This window comes from Alteromonas sp. 009811495, from assembly GCF_028865455.1.
Classification (GTDB): domain Bacteria; phylum Pseudomonadota; class Gammaproteobacteria; order Enterobacterales; family Alteromonadaceae; genus Alteromonas.
Map to the genome: position 1 here is coordinate 310,560 of NZ_CP113972.1, position 17,680 is coordinate 328,239.

At 43.9% G+C, this 17,680-nt stretch carries 13 protein-coding genes; 6 read left to right on the forward strand and 7 right to left on the reverse strand.

The annotated features are described in order from the left end of the window. Nucleotide 1 precedes the first annotated feature (1 nt). Nucleotides 2-1,642, reverse strand: coding sequence for an RNA polymerase sigma factor (locus OZ660_RS01375; protein ID WP_274742309.1), 1,641 nt, complete (start codon nt 1,640-1,642; stop codon nt 2-4). A gap of 274 nt (nt 1,643-1,916) precedes the next feature. Here OZ660_RS01375 and OZ660_RS01380 point away from each other — a divergent pair, with 274 nt between their 5' ends. The 3 genes from OZ660_RS01380 (at nt 1,917) to OZ660_RS01390 (ending at nt 6,138) form a co-directional block, all read left to right on the forward strand. Beyond that, the gene (locus OZ660_RS01380) at nt 1,917-2,516 is read left to right on the forward strand and encodes a CIA30 family protein (protein ID WP_274743418.1); all 600 of its coding nucleotides are present in this window, start codon (nt 1,917-1,919) and stop codon (nt 2,514-2,516) included. A 45-nt stretch (nt 2,517-2,561) separates the two neighbouring features. Further along, nucleotides 2,562-3,821 carry an acyltransferase family protein gene (locus OZ660_RS01385; RefSeq protein ID WP_274742310.1) on the forward strand — a complete coding sequence of 420 codons (1,260 nt, stop codon included), beginning with the start codon at nt 2,562-2,564 and terminating at the stop codon, nt 3,819-3,821. A gap of 73 nt (nt 3,822-3,894) precedes the next feature. Further along, nucleotides 3,895-6,138, forward strand: coding sequence for an ATP-binding protein (locus OZ660_RS01390; RefSeq protein ID WP_274742311.1), 2,244 nt, complete (start codon nt 3,895-3,897; stop codon nt 6,136-6,138). A gap of 10 nt (nt 6,139-6,148) precedes the next feature. Here OZ660_RS01390 and OZ660_RS01395 read toward each other — a convergent pair whose 3' ends face one another. Beyond that, the gene (locus OZ660_RS01395) at nt 6,149-7,942 is read right to left on the reverse strand and encodes a GGDEF domain-containing protein (protein WP_274742312.1); all 1,794 of its coding nucleotides are present in this window, start codon (nt 7,940-7,942) and stop codon (nt 6,149-6,151) included. A gap of 135 nt (nt 7,943-8,077) precedes the next feature. Continuing rightward, nucleotides 8,078-8,962 (reverse strand): DMT family transporter, encoded by an 885-nt coding sequence (locus tag OZ660_RS01400; RefSeq protein ID WP_274742313.1) that lies wholly within the window; start codon nt 8,960-8,962, stop codon nt 8,078-8,080. Between the two features lie 291 nt (nt 8,963-9,253). On the opposite strand from OZ660_RS01400, the gene OZ660_RS01405 reads away from it, so the two are divergent. Further along, entirely contained in the window at nt 9,254-9,757 is a 504-nt protein-coding gene (locus OZ660_RS01405; RefSeq protein ID WP_274742314.1) for an HAD family hydrolase, read from the forward strand. Between the two features lie 3 nt (nt 9,758-9,760). On the opposite strand, the gene OZ660_RS01410 is transcribed toward OZ660_RS01405, so the two are convergent. Further along, the gene (locus OZ660_RS01410; RefSeq protein WP_202263264.1) at nt 9,761-9,916 is read right to left on the reverse strand and encodes a hypothetical protein; all 156 of its coding nucleotides are present in this window, start codon (nt 9,914-9,916) and stop codon (nt 9,761-9,763) included. 69 nt (nt 9,917-9,985) lie between these two features. Between OZ660_RS01410 and OZ660_RS01415 the strand changes: the two genes are divergently transcribed. Beyond that, on the forward strand, nt 9,986-13,837 hold the full coding sequence (locus OZ660_RS01415; protein WP_274742315.1) for an ATP-binding protein: 3,852 nt from the start codon (nt 9,986-9,988) through the stop codon (nt 13,835-13,837). An 11-nt stretch (nt 13,838-13,848) separates the two neighbouring features. Here the strand turns inward: OZ660_RS01415 and OZ660_RS01420 are convergent, their stop codons facing one another. From OZ660_RS01420 to OZ660_RS01430, 3 genes are all read right to left on the reverse strand, one after another. Next, nucleotides 13,849-14,172, reverse strand: a complete 324-nt coding sequence (locus tag OZ660_RS01420; RefSeq protein ID WP_274742316.1) for a DUF3392 family protein — start codon at nt 14,170-14,172, stop codon at nt 13,849-13,851. An 83-nt stretch (nt 14,173-14,255) separates the two neighbouring features. Then, nucleotides 14,256-15,173: a sugar phosphate isomerase/epimerase family protein gene (locus OZ660_RS01425; RefSeq protein ID WP_274742317.1), complete on the reverse strand. Its 918-nt coding sequence runs from the start codon at nt 15,171-15,173 to the stop codon at nt 14,256-14,258. 43 nt (nt 15,174-15,216) lie between these two features. Then, nucleotides 15,217-16,224, reverse strand: coding sequence for a LacI family DNA-binding transcriptional regulator (locus tag OZ660_RS01430; protein ID WP_159628143.1), 1,008 nt, complete (start codon nt 16,222-16,224; stop codon nt 15,217-15,219). Between the two features lie 298 nt (nt 16,225-16,522). Here OZ660_RS01430 and OZ660_RS01435 point away from each other — a divergent pair, with 298 nt between their 5' ends. Beyond that, nucleotides 16,523-17,677, forward strand: coding sequence for a Gfo/Idh/MocA family protein (locus OZ660_RS01435; protein ID WP_274742318.1), 1,155 nt, complete (start codon nt 16,523-16,525; stop codon nt 17,675-17,677). Nucleotides 17,678-17,680 lie beyond the last annotated feature (3 nt).

Here is a 17,680-nt window from a genome sequence, read left to right on the forward strand (position 1 = left end):
CCTATTCTTTTACTTGCATGCGCTTTCGCACTGCGTGCGAATGCCATGCGGCGGGAACAATAACAAGCACGGCAATAGCCACAAGTAACCACAAATAATGCTGATCAAAGAGCGACAGCTGCGCAATATCGGCAGCCATTTCACTGTTGGTATGCTCAGTGTACGCAAATGGCCCTATTGCGGCGTCGAGTGCAACAGAAAATCCTTGGCTGAAAGCACTTTGCCAACCTAACGACGATAGCGATGCATATGCATTGTATGCAACGGCCGAGGCGCCAAAACCAATCACGCCAATAGCAACTGTGCCCAAACTTAACACACCAACTCCAACGGCGCCCACCGTGACTGCGCCGACAGATACAATGCCTACACTTATTGGGGCAACCGCAATACCGCCCCAGGCAAACAGAAGCCCGTATGCATAACTACCGCCTGCAATCCAGCCATAAGCCGCCTTTTCATTTTGCTCAGGCATGCCAAACTGAAAGTGATAAAGCGGTACGCCAAAAAGTCGAATGCGACTGATGAGCGCTTTGCGTGAAGACTTCTCTTGTTCGGCTTCATCGTTAAACGCATGTGGGTTAAATAGCCGCTCGTGCATTCGCAACGTCTTCATTGATGCAATCATCTGATACGACAGACGCAAATACGCCACAACAAATGCAAGCACAAGCAATTGGGACAGAACCGTGAAAGCAAGCGCAAATTGCGGCTTAGTAAGAGCCGCGTACTTCAACCCAATCATGCCAGCAACAAACAAAATGGCCCATGTCATAAATAGGGTTACAATGCGAATTACTAATTTACGTTCGTTCAGTGTTCGCGTTTGCGCTAAGGCCGCTTGCAACCCAAAAAAAGCACTGATAAAACCTGATGCACTGGCCAGCAATGCAATAAACGCAGAAAGTGACAAATAGCTAGTGGCTTTAGCGGCCCCAGCACCGTAGGCTGCAGCCTTGGCTGGCGGTGATACCGAGCTGATGGCACTGAGCACTGCTGCGGTAAATGCCACACCGGGCTTACTGCGCTTAAGCGACTCTTCCACAATTGATGACATGGCTGCTTTGAGTAACTTACGGCCTCGCGAAAGTCGCTGTTTAGCGGTGTCCAGAGTTAGGTCGAGCTCTTGGGCAACACGTTCAATCGATTGCTGCTCGCGGTAATACAGCACCAACGGCTCGCGATAGTGATTGTCCATACCTTCTAGTACTTGCCACATTAATGCTTCATGCTGCTGAGCAATAGCTTGCTCATCTAAGTTAACCGTTTTTGCTTCACTGAAGGCTACTGCATCGGTATGTGTACTGTTAGTATCATCAAAAACGGTGCTTTGATGATGAGCACTATGTCTCTGCTCTTTTCGTCTGTGGTGACTGACCTTAAACCGCAAAATACCACACAACCACGCTTTTAATTTTTCAGGGTCGCGCAGCGTATCTAGCTTCATCCATGCTTCAATAAATGCCTCTTGCGCGATATCTTCACTTTGCTTTAAGTCGCCTACCGAAGAGTAGGCCAGTGAGCAAAGCAAATTCTGGTATCGGGTAACTATTTCGCAAAAGGCGTCGCGGTTACCTCCAAGTGAATGCATAACGAGGCTGGCGTCGTCGGCGCTATTAAGTACTAGGCGTTTTCTAAACATATTTTCTTTACGTTGTAGTGCGGATATCTAATAAGTGCATTCAATAAGAAAAAGGTGACACACTTTTTTAGTTCGTTTTATTTTTTATCACCTACTTTGCGATATTGCGCCCGCAGCAATTATTTTTCAAAAAAATATACTTTTCTCTGTCACCTATTTCTTTTAGTGCGGCACTTAATAAACAAGCCCATGTAGATAGCATCCGCTTTCTCAATTGGGACATGTTTAACTTCAAAACAGATTAATAGAACCGCAAAAGAGGATAGTTACCGTGATGACATTATCATTTAAGGCTTTTACACAGCTAGTGATGGCAGGTGCAGTAAGTGTGTTGTTAACAACGCCATGCGCACAAGCAGAGAATCAACTTAACACCACAATAGATGATTTTTCCGATAGTAGCGTTGCATCAACAGGGTTTGATAGACAATTTCTTGATGACACGTTGGCAGGAGGTAGCACAACAACCACGCAGTTAATTTCAAACGGTATCTTGCGCGTAGAAGGTGACATTGCACCGCCAAGAGGTCAACCCGGTTGGGCAAGTACCGTTATTCCACTTAGCGCAATGGGCCAGCCTTTCGATGCGAGTGCGCATAAAGGCATAAGGCTTTTGATTAAAGTAACAAGTGGCAATGTAAGTCTTTCTGCAAACAGTACGCTGGTTACCAACTTTGACTACCATGCGGCCCCTATTGTGGTTAAAGCCGATGGCGATTTCCATGAAGTGCACGTGCCGTTTAGTGCAATGAAGCGCACGTGGTCTGAGCAAACAGCTCTTGACCCGCACACGCTTAATAGCTTAAGCATAGTTGCCTATAGCATGCAAAAAGCTGCCTTTAATTTTGAAGTGGATGATGTTGGTTTTTATTAAAGCCGCACGGTTAACGCAACGCGAACAACAAGGTAAACAAACCTAATGGAAAACGGACAACATCAACGACTTTACTATTTAGACGCGGTGCGCAGCATCGCGCTGCTGCTTGGTGTTATCTTTCACGCTAGCCTGTCTTTTATGCCCATTTTTATAGGGTGGGCTGTGATGGATATTTCAACAAGCTATGCTGTGGCTGTTTTTGTATTTGTGAGCCATACGTTTCGTATGCCCCTATTCTTTCTTATTGCAGGCTATTTTACCTGTATGAGTCTTCAGCGAAGTCACATTGCAACCTTTGTTAAGTCTCGCGCAATTAAGTTAGCGCTGCCGCTGATAGTTGGCTGGTTCATACTTCGCCCACTTATTGTAAGCGGGTGGGTAGCCGGTGGGCAAAGTATGCAAGGCGAGGTTGATATTGCATTTGCTTTTTTGCAGGGCCTAGATACGTTTAACGCACTTCCCAGTGGTTTTTTAGTGGGCACTCACCTTTGGTTTTTGTACTACTTGCTGTTGATTACGGCCAGTTTTATAGCGATACGCTTTACGCTTAACAAGGCAAACATTAATAGTGCGTGTTTAGGAGCAAAACTGGTTTCATGGTGTTGGCCTGAATTCAATAAAGATGATACGCAACCCCTTCGGCTAATTTTGGTGCCGATAACAAGAGGCTTAGTTTTTATTCTTCCCACTGCGTTAAGCGTTTGGTTTATGCAAGGGTGGGGAATAGATACACCTGACAAATCGCTATATGTACATTGGCCTGTATTTTTGCTGTACTTCGGTTGGTTTTCACTTGGCTATGTGCTTTACCGTAACCTACAAGCGTTTACTACCTTTACCAAAGTGACGGTGGCAAAAGTGTGTATTGGCACGGTGGCACTTATTACTGCTGTTGCACTGACCCCATATGAAATGCAAAAAGGGCACCCGTATTTCATTCAACTTAAAATGGTGTTTTGTATTTGCTACGCATTGGTAATGTGGGCGCTGGTGCCGTTGGCGATAGCAATGTGCAAAAAGCTGTTTTCTAAAAAGCGTGGGTGGGTGCGTTATGTGGCCGATGCATCGTATTGGATTTATCTTATTCACTTACCCATTGTGGTGGGGTTGCAAGTTGCCGTGGCTGAGTTGCCACTACACTGGGCGGTAAAATGGTTCAGTATATGTGCTGTGACCGTATGCTTTGCACTTGTGACTTACGCCCTGTTAGTTCGCAAAACGCTAATTGGGCGGGTGTTGACGGGTAACATTTTTCAGAAAAGCTCCCCATCAATGAGTCAAAAGTTGCCCGTGCAAAATTAATAACGCAAATTCAGATAAAGGTAGGCTACACTGAGAAAATTACATCACTTTTCATAGAGCTAATTTCTTTCGAATGAATGTTTTTGGTTTTCGCGCCATTGCGGTGCCATTACTCTTTTCATTAGTCTGCTTTTTTTCATTGCTTATGGGCACTGAGAATGCTGTCGCGCAATCAACGCCAAAGAAATCGTACAGTGTTATAGTCGTTAATTCCTTCAACGAATCTGACTTTGAAGTGCGATTAATGTATCGGCTAATGAATGGCATTGCCGATTACGAAGATGTGCTGGTACTTACCGTGCCGCCTTATTACGCCGACGCCGTTGATACCTTGGGCGAAGATGTAAAACAAACAGTCATCGATAACTTTCACTATCAAATACAAAGCCTGTTGAAAACCGAAAACGACGTTGATATCCGTCGTATTGTTGCCATAGGCCGGCATGCTAGCGTATTTATAGACAGTAACCCTGACCTGTTGCCATTTAGTAATCGCTATTTTCTGCATATTGATTGGAAGCCTAAAAAGGGCACATTAGTGCCGTCAGACTACGATCCAAAATCATCGTTCAGGCAGATAATGACCAGTTTGCCAGAAACGAAAGAAATATTGTTTGTTTATGGTTCACTCGAAATGACAGTTGATGTGAATCTTGTGAATAAGTTTTTAAATAGTACACCACAAGGCGTAACCGTGCATTACTTAAACCCCTTGCAAGCGCCAACTGAAACACTATTTAAACTTAAACAAAGCGCGCCTGGCACGCCGATTATTTATATTAACTACAAATATTACGAGCGACGCTGGAAAGCAGTGCACGACTACCTTGTATCACAGCAAGAGCACCCAGTGTTTACTATCTTTGCGCACAATGTAGATAGATACGCGGGGGGCGCGGTTGTTGTGCCAGAGCGTTTGGCCGATATGGCAATTGATATTGCACGAGGGAGTGAGTTTTCGCATGCAGACAATGCCGCTATTCGCTTACAGTTTAATGCCAAGCAGCTTGATATGTGGAATATTGATGCATCAGCATTACCTGATGACGCTGAAATTGTAAATGAAGACCCGGCGGTATTTTCATTAGAATCAGTATTGCTTATCGCGTGTGCCTTTATGGGAATAATCATGATGATGACCATCTATATTATTCTCAAGTCTAGGGCGAATAATATGGTATTAAGGCTCGCGTTAGCGCAGGCCGACAGTGCTAACAAATCGAAAAGCGAGTTTCTTGCCAACATGAGCCATGAAATAAGAACGCCCATGAACGGTGTGCTTGGTACATTGCAAGTTCTAGAGCGGACAACCGGCGAGGCCAAAACACGTGGTTTGGTGAGTAAAGCTATTTACTCAGCGAATACCTTATTAACCATTATTAACGACATTCTTGATTATTCAAAAATAGAAGCAAATAAGCTTTCGTTAGAGGCGCATCCGTTTTCCATGTATGCAGTGGTAGATTCGGTAGTTTCAGATATGACAAAGGATGCTCGTCAAAAAGGTATTTCACTGGAAACAGAAGCAGATGACACCTTTGAAGATGGTTGGTTAGGCGACCCAGTGCGCATTCGCCAAATTGTACTTAACCTAGTGTCGAATGCGGTAAAGTTTACAGAAAAAGGCCGCGTTGTAGTTCGCCTAGCGTGTGATGCCGAGGATAATCAGCACGATGACGTTTTAACGTTAACCGTAATTGATACCGGCATAGGCATGAGCGACGAAGCACAGCGTAGCTTGTTTGAGCGCTTTACGCAGGCTGATAGTTCCACAACAAGGCGCTTTGGTGGCACAGGGCTGGGGATGTCGATCACGCTTAATTTAGTAAGAATGATGGGCGGCGATATTCAAATAACGAGTCACGAAGGAGAAGGGACAACCATAGCGGTATCGTTGCCGTTACTGCGAGCCGAATTGATAGCGAATAATACCGAGCCTACGCAAGCTCCAGATTTAGAGGGTATGCGTATTCTGGTAGCTGAAGATAATGCGATTAACCGCGCTGTAATAGAGTCGATGCTTGAACCCACAAAGGCTACTGTTTCAGTTGTTGAAAATGGTGAATTGGCCGTAAATGCTATTCGTAATGACCAGTTTAATATTGTGCTGATGGATATTCAAATGCCGGTAATGGACGGCGTAGAAGCATGTACACTTATAAAGCAAATACGCAAAGATCTTACTGTTATTGCGCTCACTGCCGATGCAATGGGTTCCGATGTTGAGCGCTTTCTAAATGTAGGCTTTAGCGCTCACATCGGCAAGCCAATAGAAATGAATAAACTCTATAAGTACTTAGATAAGTTCAGCACCTAACTCAATTGCACTAAGCGGCGCGACCACTCATATCAATAGACATAACCAATTCATCCAGAATATTATTTAAATCTGAAATTTTCTCGTGCGCAATAAAAATGCTCATATTGGAGTCGACGCTAACGTGTTCGTCGCTAACATGACTATCGAAGGTACTATCTAGTGCCGTTTGCATACGCTCGAAGAATGAACGAGCGCTGCGCTCTTCAATATTGCGCAAGCACAAAATAAATTGCTCTGTGCCGAAGCGACCTAAAATATCATTGCCACGAGTACTGTTTTGTAGGGTTTGGGCAATTTGTCTTAATACAGCATCACTTTGGGTTGCCCCCAGTTTGCCGGTGATTTCGCGCAAGTTACTAATATCGAATATAGCAATAGCAATAGCACGACCACTCTTTGGAGCATCAAGACTGTTTATGCGGCTAATAGCTGTATTAGCATTAAGCAGTTGAGTAACAGGGTCTATTGCTTTACTGGCAAGGTGCTTTTTGCGCAAGACATAGCCAACAATGAGTGCAATAAGCACGAATACAGCAATGGCGGCTATCAAGGTATTTTGACGTAATCGTTCAGCCGCTTCTATTTCCGACTCTAAATCGTAAATTCGGTTCCGTAGGTTTGCGGCGCTGAGTATACGCGCAGAATCTTGATTAGTGACCCTGCGTTTTTCCGCTTCAGCCGCAAAAAGTTGGTTAGCCTTTTTCGCATTTTCTAAGTCACCCAGCGCAATATACATCGCCAAATTAAAGCTTAAATAGTCAAGGTTGCTTCTAAAGTTGGCAGGCACAAAGGTGTCGTTTTCTGCAAAACTGTCGACATACTGCTGCACACATTCTAAGTCGTTATTAAACAAACACACTTCGGTTTCATGCCAGTTGTAAAACAGTGTGGCCAGTGAACTAGAAATACCAGAAACGGCTTTTTCAAAGTCGGGAAGCGTGTAAGCCAGTTGATTATAATTTTTGGTTTTACGGTAGTAATACGACAGCGCATATTGATAGTGATAATTAGTAAGTGGTGTATTCACTTCGCTATTAATAGTGCCATACTCCAAAATGCGTTGGTACGCTTCATCGGTTTGGCCGCTGGCCAGTAGCGACACGATAGCGCTAATTAGAATACTGAGTTTATTACTACCTTTATATACTTTTAGGCCCATTTCATGGGCTTTTAAATACTGTTCAGCAGCAAGCGCGTGCTGTTCAAGGTTGCCATACAACAGGCCAATTGAGTTATGAATGTGCGCTAGTTCAGCAGGGCTGCCATCGTCAGAATAACGCTGTAGAACATTAAACATTTTGCTGAGACGTTCTGCTTCATCGGCATTTTCAGAGCAGTAGGTAATAAGCCCCAGCGATGCACTGGTGAAAATATCACTGTGTTGGGTAGGTGACGAAATTTCTTGCGCCGTAGTGTAGTACCCACAGCGATTGGGGTGCTCGCGCATATCATAAATAAACCCAATTTGATAAATAGCAGAGGCATACGCGTACGAGCTTTTATCAATATTGTTTTGAGCAGTAATGCCATCAAGCAATTTAAGCGCTTCTGTCAGTTTACCTTCACATATTAAAAACTGCCCCTTAGCCGCTGACAGGGCAAAGCGTTGCTGGGTAGACAAAGTATCTAGCTGTAATGTGGCATTAAGCTCGGGCAATAATGCCGGAGTTGGGCAGTCCCACGACGGGGTTTGCATTTTTTGAATAACGGCATCGATATTATCGGCGGCGACAGCACGCTGCGCCAAAGAAGAAAGGCCAATAATAAGAGCCCAGAGCAATAAGCTAACTATATTTCGCATGAAGAAAACGTTTTTATTTTTTCTTCATCATAACGATTTGACGCCGCAACTACTACTTTTGTACTAGAAAAGTTGACGCTTTTTTGTGACGAATTATGAATAGTACTAGCACAGGTGTTGCCGGCAATACCTGTTTTAATGCGTAGTGGGAGCGCCAAAACTTACCAAAATAGCCACACCAATTAGTGCGATAGCCGACCATACCACAGTGGCTTTGGTGGCTTTTTCGCCTAAAGCCCATGCCACGGCTAGCGACATTAGTGCACTGGTTGCAATAAGCGTTTGCACCACAGCTGCCTTGGCAAAGGCAAACGCGAACATTTGTAGGTAAATAGCGGCAGTTGTACCCAATAAGGTGGCCATAATAAAGGCAGGCCAAATGCGTTTACCGTTCGTAATGGTTGGCATGTACTTGGTTTTGGTAAAGGCAATAAAAGGTACCACAAAAAACATACCGCCAATTAAACGCAAAAAGGCGGCACTGGCAGCATCTACTTCACCTGAGCTTAATATGTCACGACTTACTACCGCACCAACGGCCTGACATAGCGCGGCGCCAACGCCGTACAAATAACCGCTGGTGGCAAACACGTGGGTAGTGCTGCGTTTGCGTGCTTTAATTACCATATCGACAGACAATAGCACTACCGCCACGCCAACCCATTGCTGCCAGGTTATCCATTCGCCAATAAAGGCCATGGCGAATAGCGCGGTGAAAAGCGGGGCAAGGGTTTCGGCCACCAGTACTGCTTGGCTGTCGCCAATACTATGTAAGGCTTTAAAAAAACAGGTGTCGCCAATACCAATGCCAATAAGGCCACTTAGCAACAGCCATAAAATAGTGTGAGTGGTTAAGCCTGTTGGCTGAACAAATACGAGTACCACCGCCAAAATAGCAATGGAGATAAGGCCCTTCCAAAAGTTCATGGTAAGCGGGGAAAACGCATTGCCTGTACCGCGAAATAATCGTGCAGCAATAGCCCAACAAAGCGCTGTACCTAGCGCAGCAAAAACACCCATTAAACACCTGAAAAAAGCATGCAAGAAAAAGAGCGGCTATGCTAATGCAAGCCCTTGTTGCGGTAAACTTAATTTGTTGCCACAAAAGCACAAAAAACAAAAGATAAGCGCAAAGGTGCAAGCCTTAAATACAACTTAAATACAAACAGTGCTAATAAAACATTTAATGTAAACGTAACTGTTTAAGCAATACAGAAACTGGCAAAGTGTGACACATTGCAAAGGCTAACTAGACGCGATGCAACAAGCGCACAAGCGAAACAGCATTATTAAATAAATAAAGGGCAAGGCATGAACCTAGACGGTATTAAAGGGGTAATTTTCGACTTAGACGGTACGTTAGTAGAGTCGAGCCTGAATTTCACAAAAATGCGCGCCGACATAGGCTGCCCGCAGCACGAAGATATTCTTACCTTTGTAGATGCTATTACGTGCGAAAAAACCAAAGCCCACGCTCACAATACCATTTTGCAGCACGAACTAGACGATGCGCAAAACGCCAAATGGCTAGCTATTGGTAAGCAAATGGTAGAAAAGGCGCAGGCCCATAATTTGCCCATGGCCATAGTAACTCGCAACTGCCGACAGGCCACAGCCATAAAACTTGCCAACAACAACATACCTATCGATTACGTGCTAACCCGCGAAGACGCCCCCGCCAAGCCAGATCCAACCGCATTATTGATGGTAGCGGATACATGGCAGCTTCAACCGGAAGACTGCCTGTACGTAGGCGACTTTATTTATGACCAGCAAGCCGCCGAAAATGCTGGGATGAAGTGGTTGTTGGTTTAGGGTTTACCTATCTGTTTCCGGTTTCTTTGGCCTAATTGGGCCAACAGGCAAGATTGATAGGTAATCAGGGCACACAGCGTCGGCACTAATTCCACCATATACTTTAGTATAGTCTTCTTCGTTAAGTTCTTGCATGATTGATTTTTGTTCGATATTCATAGTTTTCTCCATTAATTATTTTAGCTCTTAGAGCAATTGGAGATTAAATGTGCGTTAAGGATGATGAGCATGCGAACAAGGACACTCTCTAATTTATGTAATCAATGGCGGCTAAGTGTCCCATTAATACTATTTTTCTCTTTCTTTTTTCCGAATTTGAGCCACGGCATCGGGGCAAGTCTAGAAGGACGAACAAGCTTCGCTGGTATCCCGTCTGGTGTGATAAGAGATATCGAAGTTAGAGGTGATATTGTTTTTGTGGCTGCAGAAAACGGTGTCTTTGAAATAGTGGGTGCTCAGTCTCAAAGAATAACGTATAGCAAGGTTGGTACGCTCACAGGAATTATATCTGATATACACCTCGATGGTGACGACCTGTGGATAGTCGAATATGGCGTTGGTCTTTTCAAATTAAATTTGAAAACAAAGCACTCAGAACAAGTCTTTTCGGAGTTTGAGTGGGCCACGTCTGTTTGGACAGTCAACTCTTCTAAGGAGCATTACTTTTTATCCCTCATAGACGAAGTAATTGTTCTAGATAGATACTCGGGAAATATTAAAGCTCTCAGCGAACATCTCGTCCGCCTTGGTGTAGTAGAAGCATACTCAATTGACTCTACTAGCAGTGGCACATGGATAGCCGTTCGGGATGGACTAATTAAGCTTTCAAATGATTCTAATACAATTCAGGAAAAAGAAGTCGCATCAGATTTTCCTTTATTAAGCAGTATTACGTTTGTGAAAGATGGTGGGCGTTCGATATATGTGGGTGGTCCAGAAGGGTTATATGTTGTTGATAAAGCAACTAATAGCTTATATTTTGCGAAATCTTCTGGCGTAAAAGGGACATTTATACAAGATGTATGGATTACTGATAAAAATGAAGTTTGGGTGTCTGATGGGACAGTATTTAAACTAGAGCAAGGCCGACTTATTCGCCCCAAATTCTTGAATCCCGTATTGGGTTCGGAAGCAGTTAGGACAGTCACTAGAATTATTCAGGGTCCTCAAGACTCGCTACTGATAGCCTCTTCACAACTTGGGCTCATAGCCTTATCCCCAGCAACTAGAGCTATAAATCTTATCTCAGACGGTGAGGTAGTGCTGCGCAGTAATATCAATCAAGTCGTCACGGTAGATGAAAGCGTTTATGTATCTACGGACAAGCAGTTTTATCAGTTAAACGTTGTCACTGGAGCGTTGACTCCATCTAGTCTTGATTCTGAGTATTCTCACTGTGAAATGCTCCCTCGAAAAGTCTTCACTATGTCTATTGGAGAAGTATTTCCTCTTCAGTGTAAAGATGTATTCAAACATGTCGTGGACGTTACTGATGACAGTTTCTACTTGTATTCAGATAACGGAATGGAAGCAAGCTACTTCCTTGTAAGAGGCTCCAAATTAGAGGACCGGCTTCAAGCTCCCCGTTTGGTTGTTGAATCCATATTACTTTCAAGTGGTGAACTCGCTTCGTTTGATGTGTATGACAATATCCATTTTCAGCTTTCAAAGCATAGTTGGAGAACAATTCGATCAAGCGTTGGAAGATGGACTGGAGTTCAATGTTTGATTGAAGTATCGGATGCATTTTTACTATGTACATCAGGCGCTGGTATAAGAAAAATAAGGAAGGATACAGGGGAAGTTGAAAGCCCAGAAGAGTTTCATATCGACGGACTAAGGTTTATAAGAGATGCAGTAGTCACTTCCAGCAAGAACATTTGGCTGGCAACTAATATGGGACTATATGCTTTTGAGGCTAAGTCTCAACGCATCTTTAAATTAGGAAGCTCCCACGGAATCTTTGATACTGATTTTGAGTATAAGAGTTTTAGTGTAGTTGGTGACCAGCTTCTCGTGAAAGGGGACAAATACTCTTATCTCATAGATGAGACGCGTGCCCTTGTCGAACTTAACAAAGAAAGAAGCAGCCCTGCTAGTGCTGTACTAACTTCTGTGCATTGGGTTGAGGAAGGTGATATACAGCAACGCTTTTTCCCCAGAGAAACCTCCCTCGAGTTTTCTAGCACTTTAGAGGAGGTTACATTTAATTTCGCTACGAATAGCTTTATCAAACATTTGTCACAAAAATTGGAGCTACAGCTAGATAGTGAAGGGTGGATGCTTCACAGCAGTCCTACTATGAAGGTATCACTGAGTGATCTTGATTTTGGAGAACACATAATAAAAGCTCGAGTGTTCTCGCCTGATAATAGTGGGCCTGTTACAAACCTTAAATTTACCCTAGCTCAGCCATTATGGGCCTCACCAGTAAGCTATAGTTTATATTTTTTGATTCTTACGACAATTGTCATGTTGTTTAAATTTGGTTTTCTAAATGGCTTAATAGAAAAATTCAAGTCTACCAATCTCTACACCAATCTTACTCGATTCGAAATTACAGACGGACAGTCAAAGTTTGAAAAAATGCTTCGAAGCAAAGAACGTCAAATCAGTGAAATTACGCACGATTTACGTACGCCTATTCAGGTAATCAAAGGGTCTCTAGAGCAATTATCAAATGAAAAGGGTGAGGAAAACAAAGAGTTTATTTTAATAAAAGAGAATATGCGAAGGGTAGAGCAACTTATCGAACAAATGAGAAATGATATACCTCGCGCATCAAGCCCATCAGACTATTACAAAACTTACTCGGTTGAGCATATTCGATTTATTATTAACTCACTTGAGCCTTTAGCAAAACAAAAGCGGCAAAATCTCGAAGTTAAGGTTAAAGGGACGAGGTATATCTCCCTTATCAATGATAGCTTAGAGAAGATCATAACGAACCTGCTTCAGAATGCCATCAAGTACACAGGCGAATATGGCAATATTCGAGTCATAGTTTCTATCGACAAAAAAGTATTGAAGATTATTGTTTCAGATGATGGCATAGGGATGGATGCACGTTTACTTGGAAAAGTGTTCGAGAGATTTACACGAGGTGAAACACAAGAAGAAGGGCAAGGTATAGGCTTATCAATTGTCAAAAATTTAACTGAGCTTAATCAAGGGAAGATTGATGTTGAGAGTAAACCTGGTGAAGGCAGCAAATTTACTGTAAGGCTACCCGTAGATGACATTGAGTTTGTAAATACTGAAGCAGCTCAGCTTGAGCTGAAAGGTGAAACTACTAGTCAGAAGACGCTGCTGATAGTTGACGACAGCCGAGAGTTTAGAACGTATATGTTTGATTTGCTGTCGACAAATTATCGCTGTTTGGTTGCCGGCAATGGTGAGCAAGCATTGGATGTGATGCAACGTTTCTTGGTGGACTTGGTTGTAACAGACCAAATTATGCCGAAGATGGACGGCTTAACGCTTACGAGTGAAATAAGAGCGCACGCAAGCCATAGCAATATCCCGGTGATAATGCTATCGGCAAAAACAGACCCTCAATTAGAAAAAGCGGCACTAGAAGTTAAAGTAGACTATTTTCTTGCAAAGCCAGCGTCTAGCGAAGAGATATCGCTAAGGATCGCGCACTTCTTGTCGGTACGTGATGCACAAAGCATTGATGAGAACGGCGGCAACAAGCCAATCTTTAAATTTGGTTGTTTAGAAATTCCAGAGATAAACAACGAGAAAGATATGGCGTTTTATCTCAATTTTATTGCTGTGCTTGAGAAAAATTACCATAGAGAAGAATTCAACAGAGACCAAGCGGCAGAGCAGCTTTTGATGAGCACTCGAAGCTTAAACCGGCGACTAGCCGAATTATTTGAATATAACTTTAGTGAGTTTCTTTCACGTTTTAGGATAGAAAAGTCCATACCTATTTTGCTTGAAGGTCATTCAATTTTAGATACATGCCTTGATGTTGGCTTTGGAACGGCCGCCTATTTCTCTACTTCATTTAAAAAAGTGATGAAGGTACCGCCTAAAAAGTACATCGAGCAGTATAGGAAAACAGTGGCCTAGCCAACGAGAGGCTAGATATACCTACGCCTCTCAGCCAAAAAGCCAATCAACATAAACGATGCCACATAGCCTGCGCCTTGGTACTGCCAAGGTAAGTAGGCTATTACGTGTTTCAAAAAGGGTGCGCCGCAAAGGGTAAGTGCGCCATAGCCAAAGGCACATAGCACTACAAATAAACTAATGCGAATAACAAAATGGTAGGGCGCTAGTATGCGCTTTACATGGCCGTTAATAATATCGCCATATACCACCAAAATTGTGGCCATTAGCATAATGCTCATTTCAGTGTAGTAGGGGCTTAAAGCGCGCGAAAGGGCGCTAAACAAATCACTCATAATATACTGCTTTATAAGTTTGCTTAGTTAGCCCCGCATAGTACCTGCTTGTGTTTTTACACAAAAGCGCTTTTTAATCGGTATTAGGCTTTACCCAAGGCTGCATTTAGCGCGCTCACCGCTTTAAAGCCTTGCTCTACTGTGGCTATACGGTCGGTGGTGTGGTCGCGCTCTACAAATTTATGTTCAATACCCGCCAATTCACCGTGTGCAAATATGTCTTTGAAGTTAATGGTGCCTTTGCCCACATCGGCAAAACCGCCATCTTCGGCTAAATCTTTTACGTGCCATAGCTTAAAGCGCCCCGGGTAGGCCTTAAAATAATCTACGGGGTTCTTGCCTGCTTTTACTGTCCAGTATAAATCTAGTTCCATAGCAACTAAATTCGGGTCGGTTTGAGTAATAAGCACATCTAGCGGTATTTGGCCGTCACGGTTTTCAAATTCAAAGTCGTGATTATGGTAGGCAAGGGTAATGCCTGCTTTATGGCACGCTTCGCCTATTTTATTTAGCTTTTCAGCTAATGCCTGATAGGGCGCAATACCTGTGCCGCGCTGCGCTTCACTTAGCCAAGGCACAACCAAATATTTGTGCCCTACGGTTTGGGCGTCGTCCAATACTTGATTTAGGTTGTTGTCAAAGGCGTCTAACATAATATGCGCCGACGGTGCGCGTAATCCGTTGTCGTCTAGTAGCTGTTTAATATCTTTAGCACTGTGATCAAAATACCCTGCAAACTCCATTTCTTTGTAACCAATGTCAGCTACTAATTTAAGAGTTGCAGGCACGCTTACTTTCATAATGTCGCGCAGGGTATAAAGCTGTAAGCCAACAGCACTGGTGTGTTGTGCATGCATAGCATCTTTACCTTTGTGATTGTGCGCTAATACAGCGGGTGTGCCCAGCGCTGCCAATGCGCCCGATGAATACTTTATAAATTGTCGACGTGTTAAAGCCGTGCCGTAGTTCGAGCCTTTGCTACTAACATTGATAAAGTTCATGGCGTTGTCCTTTTGCTGTATTACCTGATTACAGGGGTAGTAATTAACGTGTTGATACCGAGCCAGTGCTCTCTCTTACAATGAGTTCAAATGGCATAATTACTTTCGGTGCTTTTCTAATTTTACCGTTAAGTAAGTCAACCAATAGGGTTACTGCCGTACGTCCAAACTCTTCAGCTGGTTGCGCAATGGTAGTTAATGGTGGGTCAACAAAGGCCGAAAAGGCAATGTCATCAAACCCTGCTACCGAAATATCATTTGGTACGTGTAAATCAGCCTGCTTAAAGGCTTGCATGGCACCAATAGCTGTTTCGTCATTTTCACAAAACACAGCACTTGGCCTGTTATTCAGTTCGCTAATGGTTACACCGGCGTTGTAACCTGCTTGCAGAGTGAAGTCGCCGTCTAGCAGCAGGCTTTCATCAAAGTCGATATTAGCGTCGCGCAGCGCGTCTTTGTATCCGTTCAAACGCTCCTGAGTTAACGGGCTAGAATTGGGCCCTTTAATCATGGCAATGCGTTTATGGCCAAGCGATATTAAGTGCTGTGTCATGGCTTTGGCCGCTGCACGGTTGTCTAAACTCACCACTGGATACTGCCCATCATCAATCACTTCACAAGCATTCACCATGGGAAGTAAACCGTTGTCGTTTATCATGCTCGCGTCAAACGGGTTGTGCGCACGAAGCTGAATTAGCCCATCTGCTTGCGACGTGCTCACCATTTTGGCGTAGTGGTTTTCTATATCGTTATTACCCAAGGTGTTAGCCAGCAATATAGAATAACCTAGCTCTGCAGCCGCTTCTTGCATGCCGCTAATTACCCGAGCAAAAAATACATTTGCCACTGTTGGCACTAACACCACTAAATTATGCGTTTTCCCAGACCGGAATTTAACGGCCATCAGGTTAGGCTTGTAACCCACAGCTTGCACGGCTGCCATTACTTTACTGCGCGTTTTTGGCGACACGCGTTCAGGTTGTTGCAGTGTTCTCGACACTGTTGCCACAGATACGCCGGCGTTATCTGCTACATCTCTTATATTTGCCATTTACGTTGATCGTTCTGCATCGCGATTAGCGATTAAATGTAACCGTTTTCATTTAATCAAAAGAATACGCATATTTTCGTCAATATCAAATGCTATTTGTATTATTTTTGTAAAATGCAGCTAATCTTTTCGGTAACTTCTAGCGAGTTAACGGGCTTTACTCATGTCAAATGGCGTTATTTGTAAATAATAGTTTAATAAAATGATGTGTTTCGTGTTGACATGACAAAATGTAACGGGTTACATTTTAACGCATCAAAGCATGAGAAATATGCAAAATCGATCAGAGGATCACGCAATGCAACCAATTCGAATGGGAATGATCGGCGGCGGTGAAGGCGCATTTATTGGCGCAGTGCATCGTCATGCGGCAGGGCTAGATGGGCAATATCAATTAGTGTGTGGCGCATTTAGTCGTAATGAAGACAATAATGTTAAAACGGCCACTGCATTAAACGTTAACCCTTCGCGTTGTTACGCCAACTGGCAAACCATGTTGCAAACTGAGTCTTCGTTACCTGAAGACGAGCGCATGCAAGTAGTGGTTATCGTTACACCTAATAACCTTCACGTACCTATTTCTATTGCGGCGATTAATGCAGGTTTTCATGTATTTTGTGAAAAGCCCGCCGGCGTAAGTTTCGCTGAAGTCAAAGAGCTGCAAGATGTTATTCACGCGAATAACAGCCTATACGGCTTGGCGCATACCTATTTGGGTTACCCCATGGTATGGCAGGCGCGCCATATGGTAACCAGTGGCATGCTAGGTAATATTCGAAAGGTCTACGTAGAGTACCCACAAGGTTGGCTATCGGGTGAAGAAGAAACCCATAACAAGCAAGCGCAATGGCGAACCGACCCTGCTATTTCCGGCGCAACAGGCGCCATGGGCGATATTGGTACACATGCTTTTGGTCTTGTTGAATTTGTTTTAAACGACCCTGTTACTGCATTAAGCGGCGAGCTATACACCCATGTTGAAGGGCGACGCTTAGACGACGATGGTGCTGCGCTTATCAAAACGAAAAGTGGGGCAACGGGAGTATTGATTGCCTCGCAAGTGTGTGCAGGTGAAGAAAACGCCCTAAAAATTCGCGTGTATGGCGATAAAGGTGGGCTTGAGTGGCGGCAAATGGAGCCTAACTCGGTGATATACCGCCCTACCGATACGCCATTTCAGGTATTTCGCGCGGGACAAGGTCAAGTTGGGCTTTGTGACGAGGCGTCGTCTCGCTGCCGAGTGCCAGCAGGTCACCCAGAAGGGTATTTAGAAGCAATGGCAAATTTGTATACCGATTTTGCTAAGGCAGTTCGAAACAATCAAAAAGGCAAAGCAGATGGCGTGCCGGGTATTAATTCGGGCTTACGCGGTATGGTGTTTATTGACGCTATGCTTGCCAGCAGTGGCAGCGACACAAAATGGACGTCTATCAGCGACGAAGGCACTAACTAATGC